The organism is Streptomyces sp. NPDC031418, assembly GCF_055581605.1.
Window position 1 is genome coordinate 21,005 of sequence record NZ_JBVIJC010000024.1, and the last position, 17,790, is coordinate 38,794.

General features: G+C 70.3%; 16 protein-coding genes. 4 read left to right on the forward strand and 12 right to left on the reverse strand.

All coding sequences use genetic code 11. The annotated features are described in order from the left end of the window. Positions 1-7 precede the first annotated feature (7 nt). Together ACZ5CZ_RS30515 and ACZ5CZ_RS30520 are read left to right on the forward strand one after the other, a co-directional pair. Entirely contained in the window at positions 8-1,684 is a 1,677-nt protein-coding gene (locus ACZ5CZ_RS30515; RefSeq protein WP_385840439.1) for an ATP-binding protein, read from the forward strand. Beyond that, a complete protein-coding gene (locus ACZ5CZ_RS30520) occupies positions 1,684-2,364 on the forward strand; it encodes a response regulator (protein ID WP_468947518.1) in 681 nt (226 codons plus the stop codon). The genes ACZ5CZ_RS30515 and ACZ5CZ_RS30520 overlap by 1 nt, the downstream gene beginning before the upstream one ends. A gap of 18 nt (positions 2,365-2,382) precedes the next feature. Here the strand turns inward: ACZ5CZ_RS30520 and ACZ5CZ_RS30525 are convergent, their stop codons facing one another. The 3 genes from ACZ5CZ_RS30525 to ACZ5CZ_RS30535 all read right to left on the reverse strand — a co-directional run bounded on the left by ACZ5CZ_RS30525 (position 2,383) and on the right by ACZ5CZ_RS30535 (position 5,157). After that, the gene (locus tag ACZ5CZ_RS30525) at positions 2,383-3,426 is read right to left on the reverse strand and encodes an ABC transporter substrate-binding protein (protein ID WP_385840437.1); all 1,044 of its coding nucleotides are present in this window, start codon (positions 3,424-3,426) and stop codon (positions 2,383-2,385) included. A 62-nt stretch (positions 3,427-3,488) separates the two neighbouring features. Further along, a complete protein-coding gene (locus ACZ5CZ_RS30530; protein ID WP_385840436.1) occupies positions 3,489-4,352 on the reverse strand; it encodes an ABC transporter permease in 864 nt (287 codons plus the stop codon). Next, positions 4,342-5,157: an ABC transporter ATP-binding protein gene (locus ACZ5CZ_RS30535; protein ID WP_385840435.1), complete on the reverse strand. Its 816-nt coding sequence runs from the start codon at positions 5,155-5,157 to the stop codon at positions 4,342-4,344. The genes ACZ5CZ_RS30530 and ACZ5CZ_RS30535 overlap by 11 nt, the downstream gene beginning before the upstream one ends. A gap of 159 nt (positions 5,158-5,316) precedes the next feature. Here ACZ5CZ_RS30535 and ACZ5CZ_RS30540 point away from each other — a divergent pair, with 159 nt between their 5' ends. After that, positions 5,317-6,009, forward strand: a complete 693-nt coding sequence (locus ACZ5CZ_RS30540) for a response regulator (RefSeq protein ID WP_385840434.1) — start codon at positions 5,317-5,319, stop codon at positions 6,007-6,009. A gap of 34 nt (positions 6,010-6,043) precedes the next feature. On the opposite strand, the gene ACZ5CZ_RS30545 is transcribed toward ACZ5CZ_RS30540, so the two are convergent. The 6 genes from ACZ5CZ_RS30545 to ACZ5CZ_RS30570 all read right to left on the reverse strand — a co-directional run bounded on the left by ACZ5CZ_RS30545 (position 6,044) and on the right by ACZ5CZ_RS30570 (position 13,049). Further along, positions 6,044-7,636, reverse strand: a complete 1,593-nt coding sequence (locus ACZ5CZ_RS30545) for a solute symporter family protein (RefSeq protein WP_468947521.1) — start codon at positions 7,634-7,636, stop codon at positions 6,044-6,046. Continuing rightward, positions 7,633-8,193, reverse strand: a complete 561-nt coding sequence (locus ACZ5CZ_RS30550; RefSeq protein WP_385840432.1) for a DUF485 domain-containing protein — start codon at positions 8,191-8,193, stop codon at positions 7,633-7,635. Before ACZ5CZ_RS30550 ends, ACZ5CZ_RS30545 begins: the two co-directional genes overlap by 4 nt. A gap of 68 nt (positions 8,194-8,261) precedes the next feature. Continuing rightward, positions 8,262-8,951 carry a response regulator transcription factor gene (locus ACZ5CZ_RS30555; protein ID WP_468947523.1) on the reverse strand — a complete coding sequence of 230 codons (690 nt, stop codon included), beginning with the start codon at positions 8,949-8,951 and terminating at the stop codon, positions 8,262-8,264. Beyond that, complete coding sequence (locus ACZ5CZ_RS30560) at positions 8,948-10,099, reverse strand: sensor histidine kinase (protein ID WP_468947524.1); 1,152 nt, start codon at positions 10,097-10,099, stop codon at positions 8,948-8,950. The genes ACZ5CZ_RS30555 and ACZ5CZ_RS30560 overlap by 4 nt, the downstream gene beginning before the upstream one ends. Further along, a complete protein-coding gene (locus ACZ5CZ_RS30565; RefSeq protein WP_468947526.1) occupies positions 10,096-10,617 on the reverse strand; it encodes a DUF1453 domain-containing protein in 522 nt (173 codons plus the stop codon). The genes ACZ5CZ_RS30560 and ACZ5CZ_RS30565 overlap by 4 nt, the downstream gene beginning before the upstream one ends. A 308-nt stretch (positions 10,618-10,925) precedes the next feature. Then, complete coding sequence (locus ACZ5CZ_RS30570) at positions 10,926-13,049, reverse strand: DNA gyrase/topoisomerase IV subunit B (protein WP_385840428.1); 2,124 nt, start codon at positions 13,047-13,049, stop codon at positions 10,926-10,928. Between the two features lie 439 nt (positions 13,050-13,488). On the opposite strand from ACZ5CZ_RS30570, the gene ACZ5CZ_RS30575 reads away from it, so the two are divergent. Then, entirely contained in the window at positions 13,489-13,719 is a 231-nt protein-coding gene (locus tag ACZ5CZ_RS30575; protein ID WP_171114502.1) for a DUF7455 domain-containing protein, read from the forward strand. Between the two features lie 109 nt (positions 13,720-13,828). On the opposite strand, the gene ACZ5CZ_RS30580 is transcribed toward ACZ5CZ_RS30575, so the two are convergent. The 3 genes from ACZ5CZ_RS30580 to ACZ5CZ_RS30590 form a co-directional block, all read right to left on the reverse strand. Continuing rightward, complete coding sequence (locus ACZ5CZ_RS30580) at positions 13,829-14,689, reverse strand: serine protease (protein WP_468947529.1); 861 nt, start codon at positions 14,687-14,689, stop codon at positions 13,829-13,831. A 122-nt stretch (positions 14,690-14,811) separates the two neighbouring features. Next, on the reverse strand, positions 14,812-16,353 hold the full coding sequence (locus ACZ5CZ_RS30585; protein WP_468947530.1) for an RNA polymerase sigma factor: 1,542 nt from the start codon (positions 16,351-16,353) through the stop codon (positions 14,812-14,814). Between the two features lie 436 nt (positions 16,354-16,789). After that, on the reverse strand, positions 16,790-17,677 hold the full coding sequence (locus ACZ5CZ_RS30590; protein WP_385840425.1) for a FadR/GntR family transcriptional regulator: 888 nt from the start codon (positions 17,675-17,677) through the stop codon (positions 16,790-16,792). Between the last annotated feature and the right edge of the window lie 113 nt (positions 17,678-17,790).

The window sequence follows — 17,790 nt, forward strand, 5'->3', positions numbered from 1 at the left end:
TCGTTCCATGAGCCCCACTCCCCCCGTACGCCGGCTGCGTCTCGGTCTGCCCCGGCGGGTGTTCTCGCAGGTGCTGCTGATGCAGGTGGCGATCGCGGCGGGGGTGGCGGTGCTCGCGACCGGGCTGTTCCTCGCGCCGCTGAGCAAACAGCTCGACCACGAGGCGATGCGCCGCGCGCTGGCCATCGCGCAGACGACCGCCCAGGACCCGCAGATCGCCGCCGGCGTACTGACCACCCCGCCGAGCAGAAACGGTCCTGTGCAGCGGGAGGCCGAGCGGATCCGGCATGCCACGCACGCCGAGTACATCGTGGTGATGGACCACCACGGGGTGCGCTGGTCGCACCCGACCCCGGGGCAGATCGGCCACCACGTCTCCACGAGCCCGCATGACGCCCTGGCCGGCCAGGAGGTCATGGAGATCGACAAGGGCACCCTCGGCCGCTCGGCACGCGGCAAGGTGCCGCTGTACGACGCCCGGCACCGCATCGTCGGCGCCGTGTCGGTCGGCATCGCCTACGACAGCGTCCGAGCCCGGCTGATCAGCGCGATACCGGGGCTGTTCGCCTACGCCGGCGGTGCGCTGGCGGTGGGCGCGCTGGCCGCCTGGCTGATCTCCCGCAGGGTCCAACGGCAGACCCGGGACCTGGCCTTCTCCGACATCTCCGCGCTGCTCGCGGAGCGCGAGGCGATGCTGCACGGCATCCGGGAGGGCGTGGTCGCCCTGGACCGCGGCGGCCGTATCCGGCTGCTGAACGACGAGGCCGGACGGCTGCTGGGCATCGGTGACGAGGCGGTCGGGCGGACCCCCGACGAGGCGCTGGGCGCGGGCCGTACGACGGATGTGCTGGCCGGCCGGGTCACCGGCACCGACCTGGTCACCGTGCGCGGCCAGCGCGTGCTGATCGCCAACCGCATGCCCACCGGCGACGGCGGCGCCGTGGCCACCCTGCGTGACCGCACGGAGCTGGAACAGCTCGGGCGCGAACTCGACTCCACGCGCGGGCTGATCGACGCCCTGCGCGCCCAGGACCACGAGCACGCCAACCGGATGCACACCCTGCTCGGGCTGCTGGAACTCGAGATGTACGACGACGCCGTGGAGTTCGTCGGCGAGGTGGTCGGCGACCATCGGGTCACGGCGGAGCAGGTCACCGAGAAGATCCAGGACCCGCTGCTGGCCGCACTGCTGGTCGGCAAGGCCACCGTGGCCGCCGAGCGCGGTGTCGCCCTCTGGGTGACCGACCGGACCCGGTTGCCGGACCGGCTGATCGATCCGCGGGGCCTGGTCACCGTCGTGGGCAACCTCGTGGACAACGCCCTCGACGCGGTCGCGGGCACCCTGCACGCGCGCGTGGAGGTCGAACTGCGCGCACAGGGCCGGACGGTCGTCCTCCGGGTGCGCGACACGGGCCCCGGCATCCCGCCCGAACAGCGGGAACTCGTCTTCACGGAGGGCTGGTCGACCAAGCAGCCGCCGGCCCACGGCAAGCGAGGCATCGGGCTCTCCCTGGTGCACCGGCTCGCCGAGCGGCAGGGCGGCAGCGCGGTGGTGGGCACGGCGGACGGCGGCGGCGCGGAGTTCACCGTGGTCCTGCCCGAGGCACTGGCCGAACCGGAACTGGCACCCGCGGGGCTCGACGAACCCCTCAAGAGTGCCGCCGTCGCCGAGGAGGAGGCGTGATGATCGAGGTCCTGGTCGTGGACGACGACACCCGGGTCGCCCAGGTGAACGCCGCCTATGTGGAGAAGGTGCCCGGCTTCCATGTGGCCGGCGAGGCGCACAACGCGGCCGAGGCGCTGCACCAGGTGGAGACACTCCCACAGCTGGACCTGGTGCTCATGGACCACTATCTGCCCGACGAGACCGGTCTCGCGGTCGTCCAGGAGATGCGCCGGCGGGGCCACCAGACCGACGTGATCATGGTGACGGCGGCGCGGGACATGTCCACCGTGCAGGCGGCGATGCGGCACGGGGCGGTGCAGTACCTGGTGAAGCCGTTCGCCTTCGCCGGCCTGCGGGCCAAGCTGGAGGCGTACGCCGGGCTGCGGCGCACCCTCGACCGGGGCGGCGAGGCGGAACAGGCGCAGGTGGACCGGATCTTCGGGGCGCTGTCCGCGCCGGCGGAGCCCGACCTGCCCCCGGGGCACTCCCCCACGACGGCCGATCTGGTGCGCCAGGCGCTGATCCATGCCTCCGGGCCGCTGTCCGCGCAGGAGATCGCCGCGCGGACGGGGGTGAGCCGGCAGACCGCCCAGCGCTATCTCAAGCTCCTGGAGCGCACCGGACGGGCCCGGCTGACCCTCAAGTACGGCGACGCGGGCCGCCCGGAACACCGTTACGTGTGGGCGGCCCGCGTCTGAGCGCGGCTCAGGATCCGACTACTTGGCGGCCTTGACGAACTCGGTCGTGTACGTCTTGCTCAGGTCCACCTTGGCGTTCTGGATGTTGGTGTTGAACGCCTTGAGGACCTTCTCGACGGTCTCGGGGCCGTTCTGGGGCATCACGCCGTCGTCGGTGAACATCGGCAGGGTGCTCTTGATGGCCTGTGCGTAGAGCGTCTTGTTGCCCTGGGAGTAGTCGGCGGGCATCTTGGCGGCGATCTCGTCGGCGCTGTGGGTGGACATCCACTTGAGCGTCTTGACGAATGCATTGGCCAACTTCTGGACGGTGTCCTTGTGCCCGTTCACCCAGTCCGTCTGCATGTACAGACTTGACGACGGGTACGGTCCGCCGAGCGCCTCCTGCGACCCCTCGGGGGTGCGCATGTCGATGAGGACCTTGCCCGCCTTCTTGTCCAGGATGGTGGCGACGGTCGGGTCGGTGGTCATACCGCCGTCGATCGCCCCGTTCTGGAGGGCGGCGATGAAGGTCGGACCGGCGCCCACCGCGACCGGGGTGAACTCGCTGACCTTCACGCCGTTCTTCACGGCCAGGTACTTGGTGAGGAAGTCGGTCGAGGAGCCGAGCCCCGTCACGCCCAGCTTGCGGCCCTTGAAGTCCTTGGGGCCCTTCAGCTCGCCGGCCGCCTTGCCGGAGACCACCTCGACCTCGCCGGGCGCGTGGGAGAACTGCACCACGGACTCGACCGACTTGCCCTTCGTCTGGAGGTCGAGGGTGTGGTCGTAGAAGCCGACCGCCCCCTGGACCTGGCCGGAGACGAGCGCGGTCTCGGCCTGGACGCCGGCGGGCTCGCTGAGGAGCTGGACGTTCAGGCCCTCGGCCTTGAAGTAGCCGAGCTGCTGGGTGAGCATCGCCGGCAGGTAGATGACCTTGTCCAGGCCGCCGACCATGATCTTGACGGTCTCGCCCTTGCCGCCGCCGGTGTCGGCCGTGGTGCCGGCCGCGTCGTTGGCGCAGGCGGTGAGCGTGGTGAGGGCGAGCAGGCCGGCGGCCAGCGAGGCGTGTCTGGCGGTCTTGCGCATGCGGTTCACGTCCTTGTGAGAGGGCGGTGCGGGGAGGAGGTGGGGGCGGCGATGGGAGCCGGTCAGTCGCCGGAACGGGCGGGCTTCCAGCGGAAGATGCGGCGCTCGGCGAAGGTCAGCAGTCCCTCGGCGACGAGGGCGACGACCGCGAGGATGACCATGGCGGCGTAGACGCCGGCCGCGTTGAAGGTGTTCTGCGACTGCGAGACGAGCAGGCCGATGCCCTTGGTCGCGCCGATGTACTCGCCGACGATGGCGCCGATGAGCGCGAAGCCGAAGCTGACGTGGAGGCTGGTGAAGATCCAGGAGGTGGCCGACGGGATGACCACCTGAAGGGTCACCCGGCGGTCGCTGGCGCCCAGGATGCGGGCGTTGGCCACCAGGTTGCGGTCCACCTCGCGGGCGCCCTGGAAGGCGTTGAAGAACACCGGGAAGAAGACCAGCACCACGGCGGAGGCGACCTTGGAGGAGGGACCGAGCCCGAACCAGATCAGGAAGATGGGTGCAAGGACGATCCTGGGGATCGAGTTGAGCACCTTGATGTACGGACCAAGGACCTCGGCGAGCAATCTGATCCGCCCGAGCGCAATGCCGAGCAGTACACCCGCGATCACACCGATGACCCAGCCGAGCAGTGCCTCGTAGAGCGTGTACCAGACCTGCTCGCCCAGGGAGCCGAGGGCGGTGCCGTGCATCACCCAGGTCCAGATCTGGTCCCAGATCTTCGTGGGCATCGAGAAGTTGAACGGGTCGATGACCTTCGCCCGGGACAGCCCCTCCCACAGTCCGAGGCCGGCCACCAGGAGCAGCACGCGTACCACGGTGACGAGCGCCTTGCGGCGGCGGGCGGCCTGGGCGCGGGTCTGTGCCCGGTCGGGGACCTTGGCCGTTTCGACGACCGCGGGCTTGAGAACCTCAGGCGACACGGGCGGCACCCCTCTCACGGGTGATGCGGACCTCTTCGCCGAGCGACTCCCAGATCTCGCGGTAGATCTCGATGAACCGCGGCTCCAGCCGCACCGACTCAACCTTGCGCGGCCGGGGCAGGTCGATGGAGAAGACCTGCTTGACGGTCGCGGGCCCAGCGGTCATCACGACGACCTTGTCGGCCAGCGCGATGGACTCCTCCAGGTCGTGGGTGACGAAGACGACGGAGGCGCCCGTGCCCTCCCACAGCTCCAGCAGCTCGTCCGACATCAGCGCCCGGGTCTGCACGTCGAGCGCCGAGAAGGGCTCGTCCATCAGCAGGATCTCGGGGTCGTTGACGAAGGTGGCGGCGAGGGCGACGCGCTTGCGCTGACCGCCGGAGAGCTGGTGCGGATAGCGGTCCTCGAAGCCGGCGAGCCCGACCCGGGCCAGCCAGTCGCGTGCCTTCTCCTTCGCCTCCGCCTTGGGCACCCCGCGGAAGCGCAGGCCTGCCATGACGTTGGACAGGACCGTACGCCAGGGGAAGGTGGCGTCCTGCTGGAAGACGAAGCCGACCTTGTCGCCGACGCCGTCGACCGGCTCCCCGGCCACCAGCACCTCGCCTTCGCTGGGCTCCTCCAGACCGCTGACCAGGGTCAGCGTGGTGGACTTTCCGCAGCCGGTCGGGCCTACGACGGCCACGAACTCGCCGCGCTCGACGGTGAGGTCCAGACCGCGCACCGCCGTGTGCAGTCCCCCGGACGGGGTTCTGAAGGTCTTGCTAGCGCCCCGCAGCTCGATGGCGGGGCTGGTGTGTGCGCTCATGGCCCGGGACGGTAGGTGTGAGCGCGGCCACGACAGCAGTCTTGTGAGCACAAGCTGTTCTTTTGCTCGCAAGAACCTGTTGTGCTCATTTTGCTCGCGCTACAACTGCGGAGCACGAAACACGGGCTTAACGCTCGCCGGCCTTGAAGGAGAGGCCTGATGATTGACGTCCTGGTGGTGGACGACGACTTCCGCGTCGCTGAGATAAACGCAAAATACGTGGGGAAGGTTCCCGGCTTCCGGGTGGCCGCCCGCGCGCACAGCGCCGCCCAGGCGCTGGCCGCCGTCGAGCGCGGCGCCATCGACCTGGTCCTGCTCGACCACTACCTGCCGGACGGGACCGGCCTCGAACTCGTCCACCGCATGCGTGAGCAGGGCCACGGCACGGATGTCATCATGATCACGGCGGCCAGTGATGTGGCGACCGTCCAGCAGGCGATGCGCCTGGGCGCCCTGCACTACCTGGTCAAACCGTTCACCTTCGCGGCGCTGCGCACCCGCCTGGACTCCTACGCCGCACTGCGCCGCACGGTCGACCGCGTGGGCGGCCGGGGCCTGACCGGCCAGGAGCAGGTGGACCGCATCTTCGGCGCGCTGCGCACCGCCCCCGCCCCCTCCGCGCCCGGCCTGCCCAGCGGCCACTCGGAGCCCACGACAGACCTGATCTGCGGCATCCTGCACCGCGCCGGCCATCCGCTGTCGGCCCACGAGGTCGCCGCCCGCACCGGCCTGAGCCGCTCCACGGCCCAGCGCTACCTCCGCCACCTGGAACAGGCCGGCCGCCTCCGCCTCTCCCTGAAGTACGGCGACACCGGCCGCCCCGAGCACCGGTACGCCTGGGTGGCCCCGTAGACCCGGCGTGGGATCGCCTGGGGTGCTTGGTGAGCTACACGGCTCCGGCCCCGGTCAGCGACCGCACCTCCGTCTCGGCGTACTTGGCCTCGTCGGCGACCTCGTCCGAGGTGATCGTGCCCAGCCAGCCGGCGAGGAAGCCCAGCGGGATGGAGACGAGACCCGGGTTCTGCAACGGGAAGTACTGGAAGTCGACCCCCGGGAAGAGCGAGCCCGGACTGCCGGAGACCACCGGGGAGAGCAGCACCAGCCCGAGCGCCGGGACCAGTCCGCCGTATACGGCCCACACGGCGCCGCGAGTGGTGAAGCCGCGCCAGAACAGCGAGTACAGCAGCACCGGAAGGTTTGCGGACGCGGCGACCGCGAAGGCGAGACCGACCAGGAAGGCGACGTTGAGGTCGCGGGCGAGCAGACCGAGCGCGATGGCCACGACGCCGATCGCGACCGCCGCCAGCCGGGCCACCGTCACCTCGCTGCGCCGGGTGCCGCGTGAGCGCCGCAGCGACGCGTACAGGTCATGGGCGACCGAGGCCGAGGAGGCGAGCGTGATGCCGGCGACCACCGCGAGGATCGTGGCGAACGCGACCGCCGCGACGATCGCGAACAGCACTGTGCCACCGGTGGAGCCCGCTCCGCCGCCCAGGTCGCGGGCGAGCAGGGCCACCGCGGTGTTCCCGGCCGGGTTCGACGCGCGCACCGCGTTCGTCCCCACCACCGCCGCGGCCGCGAAGCCGAGGACGATCGTCATCAGGTAGAAGCCGCCGATCAGCCCGATGGACCACACCGCGGAGCGCCGGGCGGCCCGCGCGGTCGGCACGGTGTAGAAGCGGGACAGGATGTGCGGCAGCCCCGCCGTGCCCAGCACCAGCGCGAGTCCCAGGCTGATGAAGTCGAGGCGGGCGGTCCAGCTCCCGCCGTACTTCAGCCCCGGCGCCAGAAAGGCTCTGCCGTGGCCGCTGCGCTGCGCGGCGGCGACCAGCAGCCGGTCCACGTCGCCGTGGAAGCGCAGCAGGACCAGCACGGTCAGGGCGACCGTCCCGCACAGCAGCAGGACCGCCTTCACGATCTGGATCCAGGTGGTGGCCCGCATGCCCCCCAACGACACATAGACGACCATGAGCGCGCCGACCCCGATGACCGTCCATGCCTGGGCCGCCCCGCTGGTCCGCCCCAGCAGCAGCGCCACCAGGCTGCCCGCGCCGACCATCTGCGCCACCAGATACACAACGGACACGGTGACGGAGGCGGTTCCCGCGGCGATCCGCACCGGCCGCTCGCTCATCCGGGCGGCGATCACGTCGGCGAGCGTGAACCGTCCGCAGTTGCGCACCAGTTCGGCGACCAGGAACAGCACGACCAGCCACGCCACCAGGAAGCCCACCACGTACAGCATCCCGTCGTACCCGTACAGCGCGATCAGCCCGGTGACGCCGAGGAAGGAGGCCGCTGACATGTAGTCGCCCGCGATGGCAAAACCATTCTCCATCGGCGAGAACAAGCGGCCTCCGGCGTAGAACTCGTCCGCCGACCCCTGCCGCCGCCGGCTCACCCAGGTGGTGATGGCCAGGGTGACGGCCACGAAGCCGCTGAACATCAGCAGCGCCAAGGTCTGGTGATCACCGGTCATGAGGCGCCTCCCCGCGCTCCGCCCTGTGCTTCCCGGGTCAGTTCCTGGGTGTCCCAGCGCAGCTCCAGCGCGGCCCGGTCGCGGCGCAGCCGCGCATGCCGGGCGTAGGCCCAGGTGAGCAGGAATGTGGTGAGGAACTGCCCGAGTCCCGCGAGCAGCGCCACGTTCACCGCTCCCGCCACGGGCCGGGCCATGAGCCCGGGAGCGGTGGTCGCGGCGACCACGTAACCCACGTACCAGGTGAGGAAGGCCACGACTCCCGGCACCACGAACCGCCGGTATCTGCCGCGCACTTCCTGGAAGGCGGCGCTGCGCTGCACTTCGAGGTACACCTCGCGTGCGCGGGCCGCCGTCCCGCTCCCCTCCCCACGGGCCGACGGTACGGCCGCTGCCGGCATCCCGGTGCCGTCCAGCTCACCCCAGCCGGTGGCCAGCGCGTCGTACCAGGGGTCCTCGTACGTCATGTCGCGGGCGGGGACACCCTCGTTCTCCCGGTGCTCGGCCGATCTCCCCTGGCCGTCCCCGGCTCCGCGGGAACCACCGTTGCTTGGCTGCATGCCCAAGTGTGGACAGACCCGGAGGAGTTCCGACTATTCTTCCCCGGCTCTTCACCCCATCAGGTGATTCACCGGGTGGGCGGCCGCACCAGTCCCTTCGCATACGCGTAACGCACCGCCTGCGCCCGGTCCTTGAGACCCGTCTTGGTGAAGAGGTTGTTGATGTGTGTCTTCACGGTCGCGGTCGAGACATGGAGTCTGCGGGCGATCTCCTGGTTGGAGAGGCCCTCGGCGATCAGCGTCAGCACCTCGGTCTCCCGCGCGGTCAGTCCGTCGGGCGCGTCGGCGGCCGCCGGGGCGGGCTCGGGTCCGGGCTGTGACAGCCGCTCCAGCAACCGGGCTTGCACGCTCGGCGAGAGCCCCGCTTCCCCCGACAGCACGCTCTGCACGGCCCGCACGATCTCGTCGCCGCCCGCGTCCTTGGTCAGGTACCCCCGCGCTCCCGCGCGCAGCGCCGGGAACAACGACTCGTCGTCCGCATAGGTGGTGAGCACCACGACCTGGGTTCCCGGGTACTGGGCCCGGATTCTCCGGGTGGCCTCCACGCCGTCGCAACGCGGCATCCGCAGGTCCATCAGGACGACGTCCGGACCGAGTTCCCCGACCAGCCGCACCGCCTCCTCACCGTCTCCCGCGGCACCGACGACCTCGACCCCGGGCAGCAGCCCGAGCAGCATGACGATGCCCTCCCGGACCACCGTCTGGTCGTCCGCGACCACCACGCGGGCCGGCTTCCTCTCCCCCTCCTGCTCCGTCATACGGGCACCTTCAGCGTCACCACGAACCCCTCCTCGTCCGGCCCCGCGTCCAGCGAGCCGCCCAGCAGTTCCGCGCGCTCGCGCATCCCCAGCAGACCGTACCCACCACCGGCTGCGGTGAGTTCACCCGGCCGGCCGCCCGAGTCCCGGACGTTCAGCCTCACTTCGTGCTCGCCGTAGTCGAGGCGGACCTCCACCTTGGCGCCGTGGGCGTGCTTGCGGACGTTGGTCAGTGCTTCCTGCGCGACCCGGCGCACCGCCTGGGACGCCTCGGCCGTCAGTGCTCTGCGCTCACCCGTGACGGTGACCTCCGCGCCGTCGGTGCCGCTGACCAGCTCGCTCAGGAAGTCCTCGAGCGGAGTCAGTTCGCCGCGCAGCGCGGACAGCGCCTGCCGGGTCTCGGCGAGGCCGTCGCGGGCCATGCCCCGGGCCGCCACCACCCGCTCCAGGATCTGTTCTCGGTCCGCGCCCCGCTCGATCAGCAGCCGGGCCGCCTCCAGGTGCACGAGCTGCGCCGAGAGGCTGTGCGCCAGCACGTCGTGGATCTCCCGGGCGATCCGGGCCCGCTCCGCCAGCGCCGCCGACTCCGCCTCGGCCGCCCTGGCGGCCCGCTCCTGGGCGAGCAGCCGCTGTGCGTTGCCGCGGGCTTCGGCGTCCAGCCGGAGGACGTATCCGGCCAGTCCGAGACCGACCATGGTGGCGGCGGTGGTCAGCCACGCGTCGTTGTTCACAGTGGCGTATGCCTGGAAGGAGATCCAGGTCACCGGCAGCGCGGCGGCCATCGGGAGCCGCTCCAGCGACACGACACCGCAGCCGCACCAGATGACCAGCGCCGGGACCCGGAAGCCGGCGACCTGGGCGACGACCGCCAGCGCCACCAGGAGCAGAGCCAGGACCACCGACGGCACAAGCCGGTGCTCGAGGGTGGTGCGGAAGAACGCCACGGCGGCGGCAGCGGCCGCGATGACCACCGCGACGGCCGCCACGGTGCCCCAGCCGTGGACCTGACCGCTGGTGAAGGCGCTCCAGAGCAGCAGGCCCAGTGCGAGCCCGCGCGAACCCCAGCCGAGCACCCTCCGGGGCCTGCTGATGCCGGCGTGGCCGAGCGCCTCGCGCGATGGCCAGCGGGTCCAGACGTTCCCCGTCACACGCGCTCCTTCCCGGCCGACCGCACACCGTCACCGTACGCCGGGACAGGGCGGGCCACCGGGCCCAGGGACTGCGCCCGCCAGGCCAGGACCGCCCCGCGGACCAGCAGGGTGGCGGCGAAGCCGAGCATCAGGACCGAGCTGTCCTGGTGCAGACCGAGCGCGGTCCCGACGGCGAAGAGACCGATGCGCAGGGCGATGCCCACGCCCCACACGGCGGCGCTCGCCGTGGAGCTCTTGGCCCATACGACGCCGTCCGGCGCCGTCCAGACACGGCTGGTCCAGGCCCAGCCGGCGCCGATGGCCACGCCGAGGAGCAGCTCCACGACGAGCAGTGCGCCGGATTCGATCCGATGGTGGGGGTCGAGGATGCCGGAGTGGCTCAGCGAGAGCGCGGCGAGGACGAGGGGCACTATCCACCAGCGCCGGTCGGTGTCGATCGCGCGGGCACGGAACTGCCGCACGATCACCAGGGCGACCACGGCCACGATCACCAATGCGTTGGCGAGCCCGGACATCAGATCCTCCGTGAGCGAGAAGGGCGGTGCCGGAAGCGAGCGCCGCCGACCCTTCGAAGCTACGGAAATGCGCTGGTCGGCAGATCGGCGCACGGGTGGATCACGGGTGGATTCCCGCAGCGCCGTGTCTCCACCCCCGGGTGGAGACGCCCGGGCTGCGGGCGCCGGACCACCCCAGCGGACGCGGGGGAAAGCAGACGTCCGCGAGCCGGGGCGCAGCCGAATCCTCGATCAGCTGCGCCCGGTCGGCTCGCGGTCGTCGTCCCGGTCGGGCCCGTCGGGCGGAGCCCGGTCGGCTCCGCCCGCGACTACGCGTCGATGCGGGACCGGTCCAGCGTCGCCGCGGAGCTGGAGATGAACTCCTTGCGCGGCGCCACATCGTTGCCCATGAGCAGGTCGAAGACCTGTTCGGCGGCCTCCAGGTCGGAGAGGTTGATGCGGCGCAGGGTACGGTGACGCGGGTCCATCGTGGTCTCGGCCAGCTGGTCGGCGTCCATCTCGCCCAGACCCTTGTAGCGCTGGATGGAGTCCTTGTACCGGATGCCCTTGCTCTGGAACTCCATGAGCTTGTCGCGCAGCTCCCGGTCCGAGTACGTGTAGACGTACTTGTCCTGGCCCTTCTTCGGCTGGACGATCTCGATGCGGTGCAGCGGAGGCACCGCGGCGAAGACCCGGCCGGCCTCGACCATCGGCCGCATGTAGCGCTGGAACAGCGTGAGCAGCAGGCACCGGATGTGGGAGCCGTCCACATCGGCGTCGGTCATCATGATGATCTTGCCGTAGCGCGCCTGGTCGATGTCGAAGGTACGGCCGGAGCCTGCCCCTATGACCTGGATGATCGCGCCGCACTCGGCGTTCTTCAGCATGTCCGTCACCGACGAGCGCTGGACATTGAGGATCTTGCCGCGGATCGGCAGCAGGGCCTGGAACTCCGAGTTGCGGGCCAGCTTGGCGGTGCCCAGCGCGGAGTCGCCCTCGACGATGAACAGCTCGCTGCGGTCGACGTCGTCGCTGCGGCAGTCGGCGAGCTTGGCCGGCAGGGACGAGGACTCCAGGGCGGTCTTGCGTCGCTGGGCGTCCTTGTGCTGCCGGGCGGCGACACGGGTACGGGCGGCGGCGACCACCTTCTCCATGACGACCCGGGACTGGGCGGCGGCATCCCGCTTGGTGGCGGTCAGGAACGCCTTCAGCTCCCTGGACACCACGTTGTTCACGATGCGGCGGGCCGCGGAGGTGCCGAGGACCTCCTTGGTCTGCCCCTCGAACTGGGGCTCGGCCAGACGCACGGTGACGACCGCGGTCAGACCCTCCAGGGCGTCGTCCTTGACGATGTTGTCCTCGGCCACGCGCAGCAGCTTCTTCGCGCGCAGCACGTCGTTCAGCGTCTGGGTGAGGGCCTGCTCGAAACCGGCCACGTGGGTGCCGCCCTTGGGGGTGGCGATGATGTTCACGAAGGACCGGACGGTGGTGTCGTACCCCGTGCCCCAGCGCATCGCGACGTCGACACCCAGCTCGCGGGTGACCTCGGTGGGGGTCATCTGGCCGTGCTCGTCCAGGACCGGGACGGTCTCCTTGAAGGTGCCCTGGCCCGAGAAGCGGAGGACGTCGCAGATCGGCTTGTCGGCCGCGAGGTACTCACAGAACTCGCTGATGCCGCCGTCGAAGCGGAAGGATTCCTCGCCCTTGCTGCCCCCCTCGCCCAGGCCGAACTCGTCACGGACGACGATGGTCAGGCCGGGCACGAGGAACGCGGTCTGCCGGGCACGCTGGTGCAGGTTCTCCAGGGAGAGTTTGGCGTCCCTGAGGAAGATCTGCCGGTCGGCCCAGTACCGCACGCGCGTGCCGGTGCGGGTCTTGGGGATCTTCTTGGCCTTGCGCAGTCCGCTCTTGGCCTCGAACTTCGCATCGGCGCCGTCCGCCGCGAAGGCGCCCGGCACACCGCGCCGGAAGCTGATCGCGTGCGTGTGGCCACCGCGGTCCACCTCGACGTCGAGCCGGGCGGACAGGGCGTTGACCACGGAGGCGCCGACGCCGTGCAGACCGCCGGAGGCGGCGTAGGAACCGCCGCCGAACTTGCCGCCCGCGTGGAGCTTGGTCATGACGACCTCCACGCCGGACAGCCCGGTCTTCGGCTCCACGTCCACGGGGATACCGCGGCCGTTGTCCCGCACCTCCACGGACCCGTCGTCGTGGAGGATCACCTCGATGTGGTCGCAGTATCCGCCGAGGGCCTCGTCCACGGAGTTGTCGATGATCTCCCACAGGCAGTGCATCAGCCCGCGGCTGTCGGTCGATCCGATGTACATACCCGGGCGCTTGCGCACGGCCTCGAGGCCCTCGAGGACGAGCAGGTGCCGCGCGGTGTAGTTGGAACCGTCCCGGTCTGCTCCTGTCAGCAGCGCTGTGGACGGGACGGACGTCTCGGCGGTCACGCGGTTCGCTCCTCGCTGAATTTCAGGTGGGCCCCTTCTGGGTAAGGGGGTGGCTTCGGTTGCCGCTCAGAGGGTACCGAGGCCTGGTAGAGCCGGTGTAACGCCACCCTCGTCGAGAACTCAGACTAGTCCAGCCTCGCATGCATGTTCGATCCCTCGTTGGAGTGAAGTACATATCACGTTCCCTGGGAGGCATGAACCAATTAGGCTCCGGGCACGTCCTCATGAACAACCGGCAACCCGGCCGGGAGGACCGAGACCAAGACCGCGCGAAACCGTAAGCACACAAGAGACGCACTACGGCACATTCGCCGCCAACCGGCAGCAGACAGTCGACCCGGAAAGATTTTTTCGAGAAAGAGCCCCGAGCGGGAACGTTTTCGGGCTGGTTGGATGTTGACCCTGGTACGACAGCTCGTCGAGCTAGAGAAGAGGCGACGTGACTACTGTTCTGACCCCCGCGAGCCCGCTGACGGCCGCTGATCGATGCGACCGCTGCGGCGCCCAGGCGTACCTGCGCGTCGTCTTGCTCAGCGGCGGAGAGCTGCTCTTCTGCGCCCACCACGGTCGCAAGTTCGAGCCGGAACTCAAGAAGATCGCCGCTGAGATACAGGACGAGACGGAGCGGCTCACGGCTGTGCCGAACACCGCTTCCGAAGAAGAGCGCTGAATCTCGCATACACGACGAGCCAGCCCCGGCCCAGGCCGGTGAACGGGCGGCCGCTCCCAGAGGGGAGCGGCCGCCCGTGCTCGTGTCTCCGGATCGCCCTCAGCGGCCCTCAGGAGCGCGTGCGGGGCCGCTGCGGGCTTCCTGGGGCTGGGTCCAGCGCTCGTACGACCTCGGAGACGCGCGTGTAGACGCCGGGACTGCCCGGTTGCCCACAGCCACTCCCCCACGACACGAGCCCGATCAGCCGCCCCCCGGCCACCAGCGGGCCGCCGCTGTCGCCCTGACAGGCATCCGGGCCCCCGGCGGGCTCTCCGGCGCAGAGCATGGTGCCGGCGCGGTAGGTGCCCTGCGGGCCGCCCGGGTAGGCGCGCGCGCAGAGATCGTCGGCGAGCACGCGCACCCGTGCGGCGTGGAGATGGCTCGCGTAGGCGCCCGTACCGGTCGTGTCGCCCCAGCCGGAGACCAGTGCCTCCGTGCCCGGCGTGTAGGCGGGGTCGCCGGGTCCCGCCATGGCGACGACCGCGCTCTGCGGCAGCGGCTCGGCAAGCGTCAGCAGGGCGAAGTCGCCGGAGCTGGCCTCGGCGTCGTACCCCGGGTTGACCTGCACGTTTCGGACGGCGATCTCCTGGCCCTCGCTCGACAGCAGATCCGTGCGGCCCGCAATGACCTTGAGATCGCGCGCGCGGTGCGGCGGCTCCCCGAGGACGTCGTCGGCGAGGCAGTGGGCAGCGGTCAGCACCGTCGTAGGGGCGATCGGCACACCGCCGCAGAACTGACCCGCCCGCGTACCGCCGAACCGGTCACGACTGGACAGCGCCACGGTCCACGGGGCCTGGGAGACCTCTATCGGGAACCCCCCGACCACGACGCTGTTGGCGGCCACCGGGGCCGCGCCGACCAGGGGTATGACGGTCAGGGCGGCCGCCAGGGCCACCGGCCGGATCAGTGCGCGGGCAACGGAACGGCGCATGCATGCTCCTCACTCCGTGGTTCCGATGGAACACCCAGAGTCAGTCAGGGCGGCTCCGTGCGCAGCACGAAGGCCCGGCCCCCGCGGGGGGAACCGGGCCTTCGTCGTCGTACGGCCGCGACCTAGTCGAGGTAGTCGCGCAGCACCTGGGAACGCGAGGGGTGGCGCAGCTTCGACATGGTCTTGGACTCGATCTGGCGGATGCGCTCACGCGTCACGCCGTACACCTTGCCGATCTCGTCGAGGGTCTTCGGCTGACCGTCGGTGAGACCGAAACGCATGGAGACGACGCCGGCCTCGCGCTCGGACAGGGTGTCCAGAACCGAGTGCAGCTGCTCCTGGAGGAGCGTGAAGCTGACGGCGTCGGCGGGCACGACGGCCTCGGAGTCCTCGATGAGGTCACCGAACTCGCTGTCGCCGTCCTCACCGAGCGGGGTGTGCAGCGAGATGGGCTCGCGGCCGTACTTCTGGACCTCGATGACCTTCTCCGGGGTCATGTCGAGCTCCTTGGCCAGCTCCTCCGGGGTGGGCTCGCGGCCCAGGTCCTGGAGCATCTGGCGCTGCACGCGCGCGAGCTTGTTGATGACCTCGACCATGTGCACCGGGATACGGATGGTGCGGGCCTGGTCGGCCATGGCGCGGGTGATCGCCTGACGGATCCACCAGGTGGCGTACGTGGAGAACTTGTAGCCCTTGGTGTAGTCGAACTTCTCGACCGCGCGGATCAGACCGAGGTTGCCCTCCTGGATGAGGTCCAGGAAGAGCATGCCGCGGCCGGTGTAGCGCTTGGCCAGGGAGACCACCAGACGGAGGTTGGCCTCCAGGAGGTGGTTCTTGGCGCGGCGGCCGTCCTCGGCGATGATCTCCAGCTCGCGCTTCAGCTTCGGGGCGAGCTTGTCGGCGTTGGCCAGCTTGTCCTCGGCGAACAGACCCGCCTCGATGCGCTTGGCCAGCTCGACCTCCTGCTCGGCGTTGAGCAGGGGGACCTTGCCGATCTGCTTCAGGTAGTCCTTGACCGGGTCGGCGGTGGCGCCGGCGGCGGCGACCTGCTGGGCGGGCGCGTCGTCCTCGTCCTCGTCGGACAGCACGAAGCCCGCGCTCTCGGCGCCCTCGGGCTCGTCGCCGACCTTGGTGTCCTCGAGGACCTCTTCCTCGAGAAGCTCGACGTCGTCCTTCTTGGCGCTGGTCTTCTTGGCGGCCGTCTTCTTCGCGACGGCCTTCTTGGCGACCGTCTTCTTTGCGGTCGTCTTCTTTGCGGCGGCCTTCTTGGCGGGTGCGGCTTCCTCGGCGGAATCGGCTGCGGACGCGGAGACGGGCGCCGCGGGGGCGGCCGTGGTGGCGGTGGCCTTGCGGGTGGTCACCGTCTTCGCCGCGACCGTCTTGGTGGCGGTGCGCTTCGCCGGGCTCTTCGCTGCGACGCTCTTTCGGGTGCGCTTGGGCTCTGCTGCACTGACCATCAGCGTCACACCCTCTTCCTCAAGAATCTGGTTGAGGTGGCGCAGTACGTTCTTCCACTGAGTGGCCGGAATCTGGTCAGCTTCGAAGGCCCGACGGACATCGTCGCCGGCGATCTGCCCCTCAGCCTTTCCCCGCTCAATGAGCGCCATGACAGAGACGGACTCGGCGATCTCCGGCGGGAGCGTACGGGATGTGCTGGCCGACACGAACAACCTCTCGGAACGTTGGAAAACGGCTTCCGGCACCGTCCACTGCGGACGGGAGCCGACCACCGGCCTGGGGATGGGCCGACGGGGCGGGCGGGTACCGGGGAAGATGCACAGCGCCTGGCATGGCGTCCGTATTCCCTCCGCGGCTGTCACCTCTTAGGTCATCGCGCTGCCCCCACGAGCGTTACGCCCAATCTGCGTGGCCCGAGTCACACCCCGTAAGCGGTCAAAAGTGGTCGTACATGCACAGATGAGATCACGCAGGGTGTAGCCGCCGATCACACCCGCCGGCGCGGCGGCCCGTCATGGCGCCGGACCCCACCGGATTCCAGGATCCGGGGGGTCCGGCGACGGCCGACGCTCGGCCGGCGCCGCCATGAGACCCATCGAGGACACCGCACACCGGCGACCGCACCGCCCCGCGCGTCGCGGATCAGTGCTCGCGAGGGGCGGGAACCACGCGCTCCACCTCGGGGTGCACCGTGAGTAGCTGGCGCATGGCCGCCTCCGCCGCAGCGCCGTCCCCGGTGCCGAGCGCGTCGACGATCCGTGCGTGCTGCGCGAGGGACGCCTCGTTCGGCCGCTCACAGCCCGTGACGGGGCCACCCGAGACCTGGAGGGCGGCCGAGACGATGCCGGAGAGGTGCTCCAGCATGCGGTTGCCCGCGATCTGGATGAGCAGCCCGTGGAACTCGGTGTCGGCGCGCGAATACGTCAGCGCGTCCCCCTGCGCCATGGCGTGGCTCATGATCTCGACCATGTCGCAGAGCCGCTGCTGCACCTCCTCGCGGCCGTGCCCGGCGGCGAGGCGGGCGGCGAGCGGCTCGATGGTCCAGCGCAGCTCGCTCAGCTCGCGGCGCTGGTCGTCGCGCTGCGGCCCGAAGGCCCGCCACTCGATGATGTCCGGATCGAGGAGGTTCCAGTCACTGACCGGGCGTACTCGTGTGCCGACGTTCGGCCGGGCGCTGACCAGGCCCTTGGCCTCCAGTACACGGAGGGACTCGCGGACGACGGTGCGGGAGACCTCGAAGCGCTGGCCGATCTCCTCGGGCACCAGCGGGCGGTCCGCGCCCAGATCGCCGGAGACGATCATCTGTCCGAGCTGCTGGACGAGTTGGCCGTGCAGGCCGCGGCCACGGCTGCCCGCGGCCCGCCTGCCGACCCGGCCCAGCTCGGGGTCGCCTCCGTCCCAGGCGGGCACTCCGACGCGGTCGGCCACCGGGGCCTCCGCGTAGGGGTAACGGTCGAGTTCGCCCGGGCCGGCCAGGCCGGAATCTGCGGAACGGGCGGCGGTCATCATGGTGTGCGCAAGGGTACTCACGGATCCTTTGTCGGCGCTGCCTCCAACTCCCTTGAGGTCTTTGGTGAAAAGCACACGAAAGGGTGATCGCTCACCCCGTCGCAATTGACGCCTTATCGGAAAGAAATGGGCTT

Excerpts from the sequence above, each read along its gene's own strand:
- ACZ5CZ_RS30550 (WP_385840432.1), bottom strand. The coding sequence starts at position 8,193 with ATGCAGCCAAGCAACGGTGGTTCCCGCGGAGCCGGGGACGGCCAGGGG.
- ACZ5CZ_RS30555 (WP_468947523.1), bottom strand. The coding sequence starts at position 8,951 with ATGACGGAGCAGGAGGGGGAGAGGAAGCCGGCCCGCGTGGTGGTCGCG.
- ACZ5CZ_RS30545 (WP_468947521.1), bottom strand. The coding sequence starts at position 7,636 with ATGACCGGTGATCACCAGACCTTGGCGCTGCTGATGTTCAGCGGCTTC.
- ACZ5CZ_RS30565 (WP_468947526.1), bottom strand. The coding sequence starts at position 10,617 with ATGTCCGGGCTCGCCAACGCATTGGTGATCGTGGCCGTGGTCGCCCTG.
- ACZ5CZ_RS30520 (WP_468947518.1), top strand. The coding sequence starts at position 1,684 with ATGATCGAGGTCCTGGTCGTGGACGACGACACCCGGGTCGCCCAGGTG.
- ACZ5CZ_RS30535 (WP_385840435.1), bottom strand. The coding sequence starts at position 5,157 with ATGAGCGCACACACCAGCCCCGCCATCGAGCTGCGGGGCGCTAGCAAG.
- ACZ5CZ_RS30580 (WP_468947529.1), bottom strand. The coding sequence starts at position 14,689 with ATGCGCCGTTCCGTTGCCCGCGCACTGATCCGGCCGGTGGCCCTGGCG.
- ACZ5CZ_RS30540 (WP_385840434.1), top strand. The coding sequence starts at position 5,317 with ATGATTGACGTCCTGGTGGTGGACGACGACTTCCGCGTCGCTGAGATA.
- ACZ5CZ_RS30515 (WP_385840439.1), top strand. The coding sequence starts at position 8 with ATGAGCCCCACTCCCCCCGTACGCCGGCTGCGTCTCGGTCTGCCCCGG.
- ACZ5CZ_RS30525 (WP_385840437.1), bottom strand. The coding sequence starts at position 3,426 with ATGCGCAAGACCGCCAGACACGCCTCGCTGGCCGCCGGCCTGCTCGCC.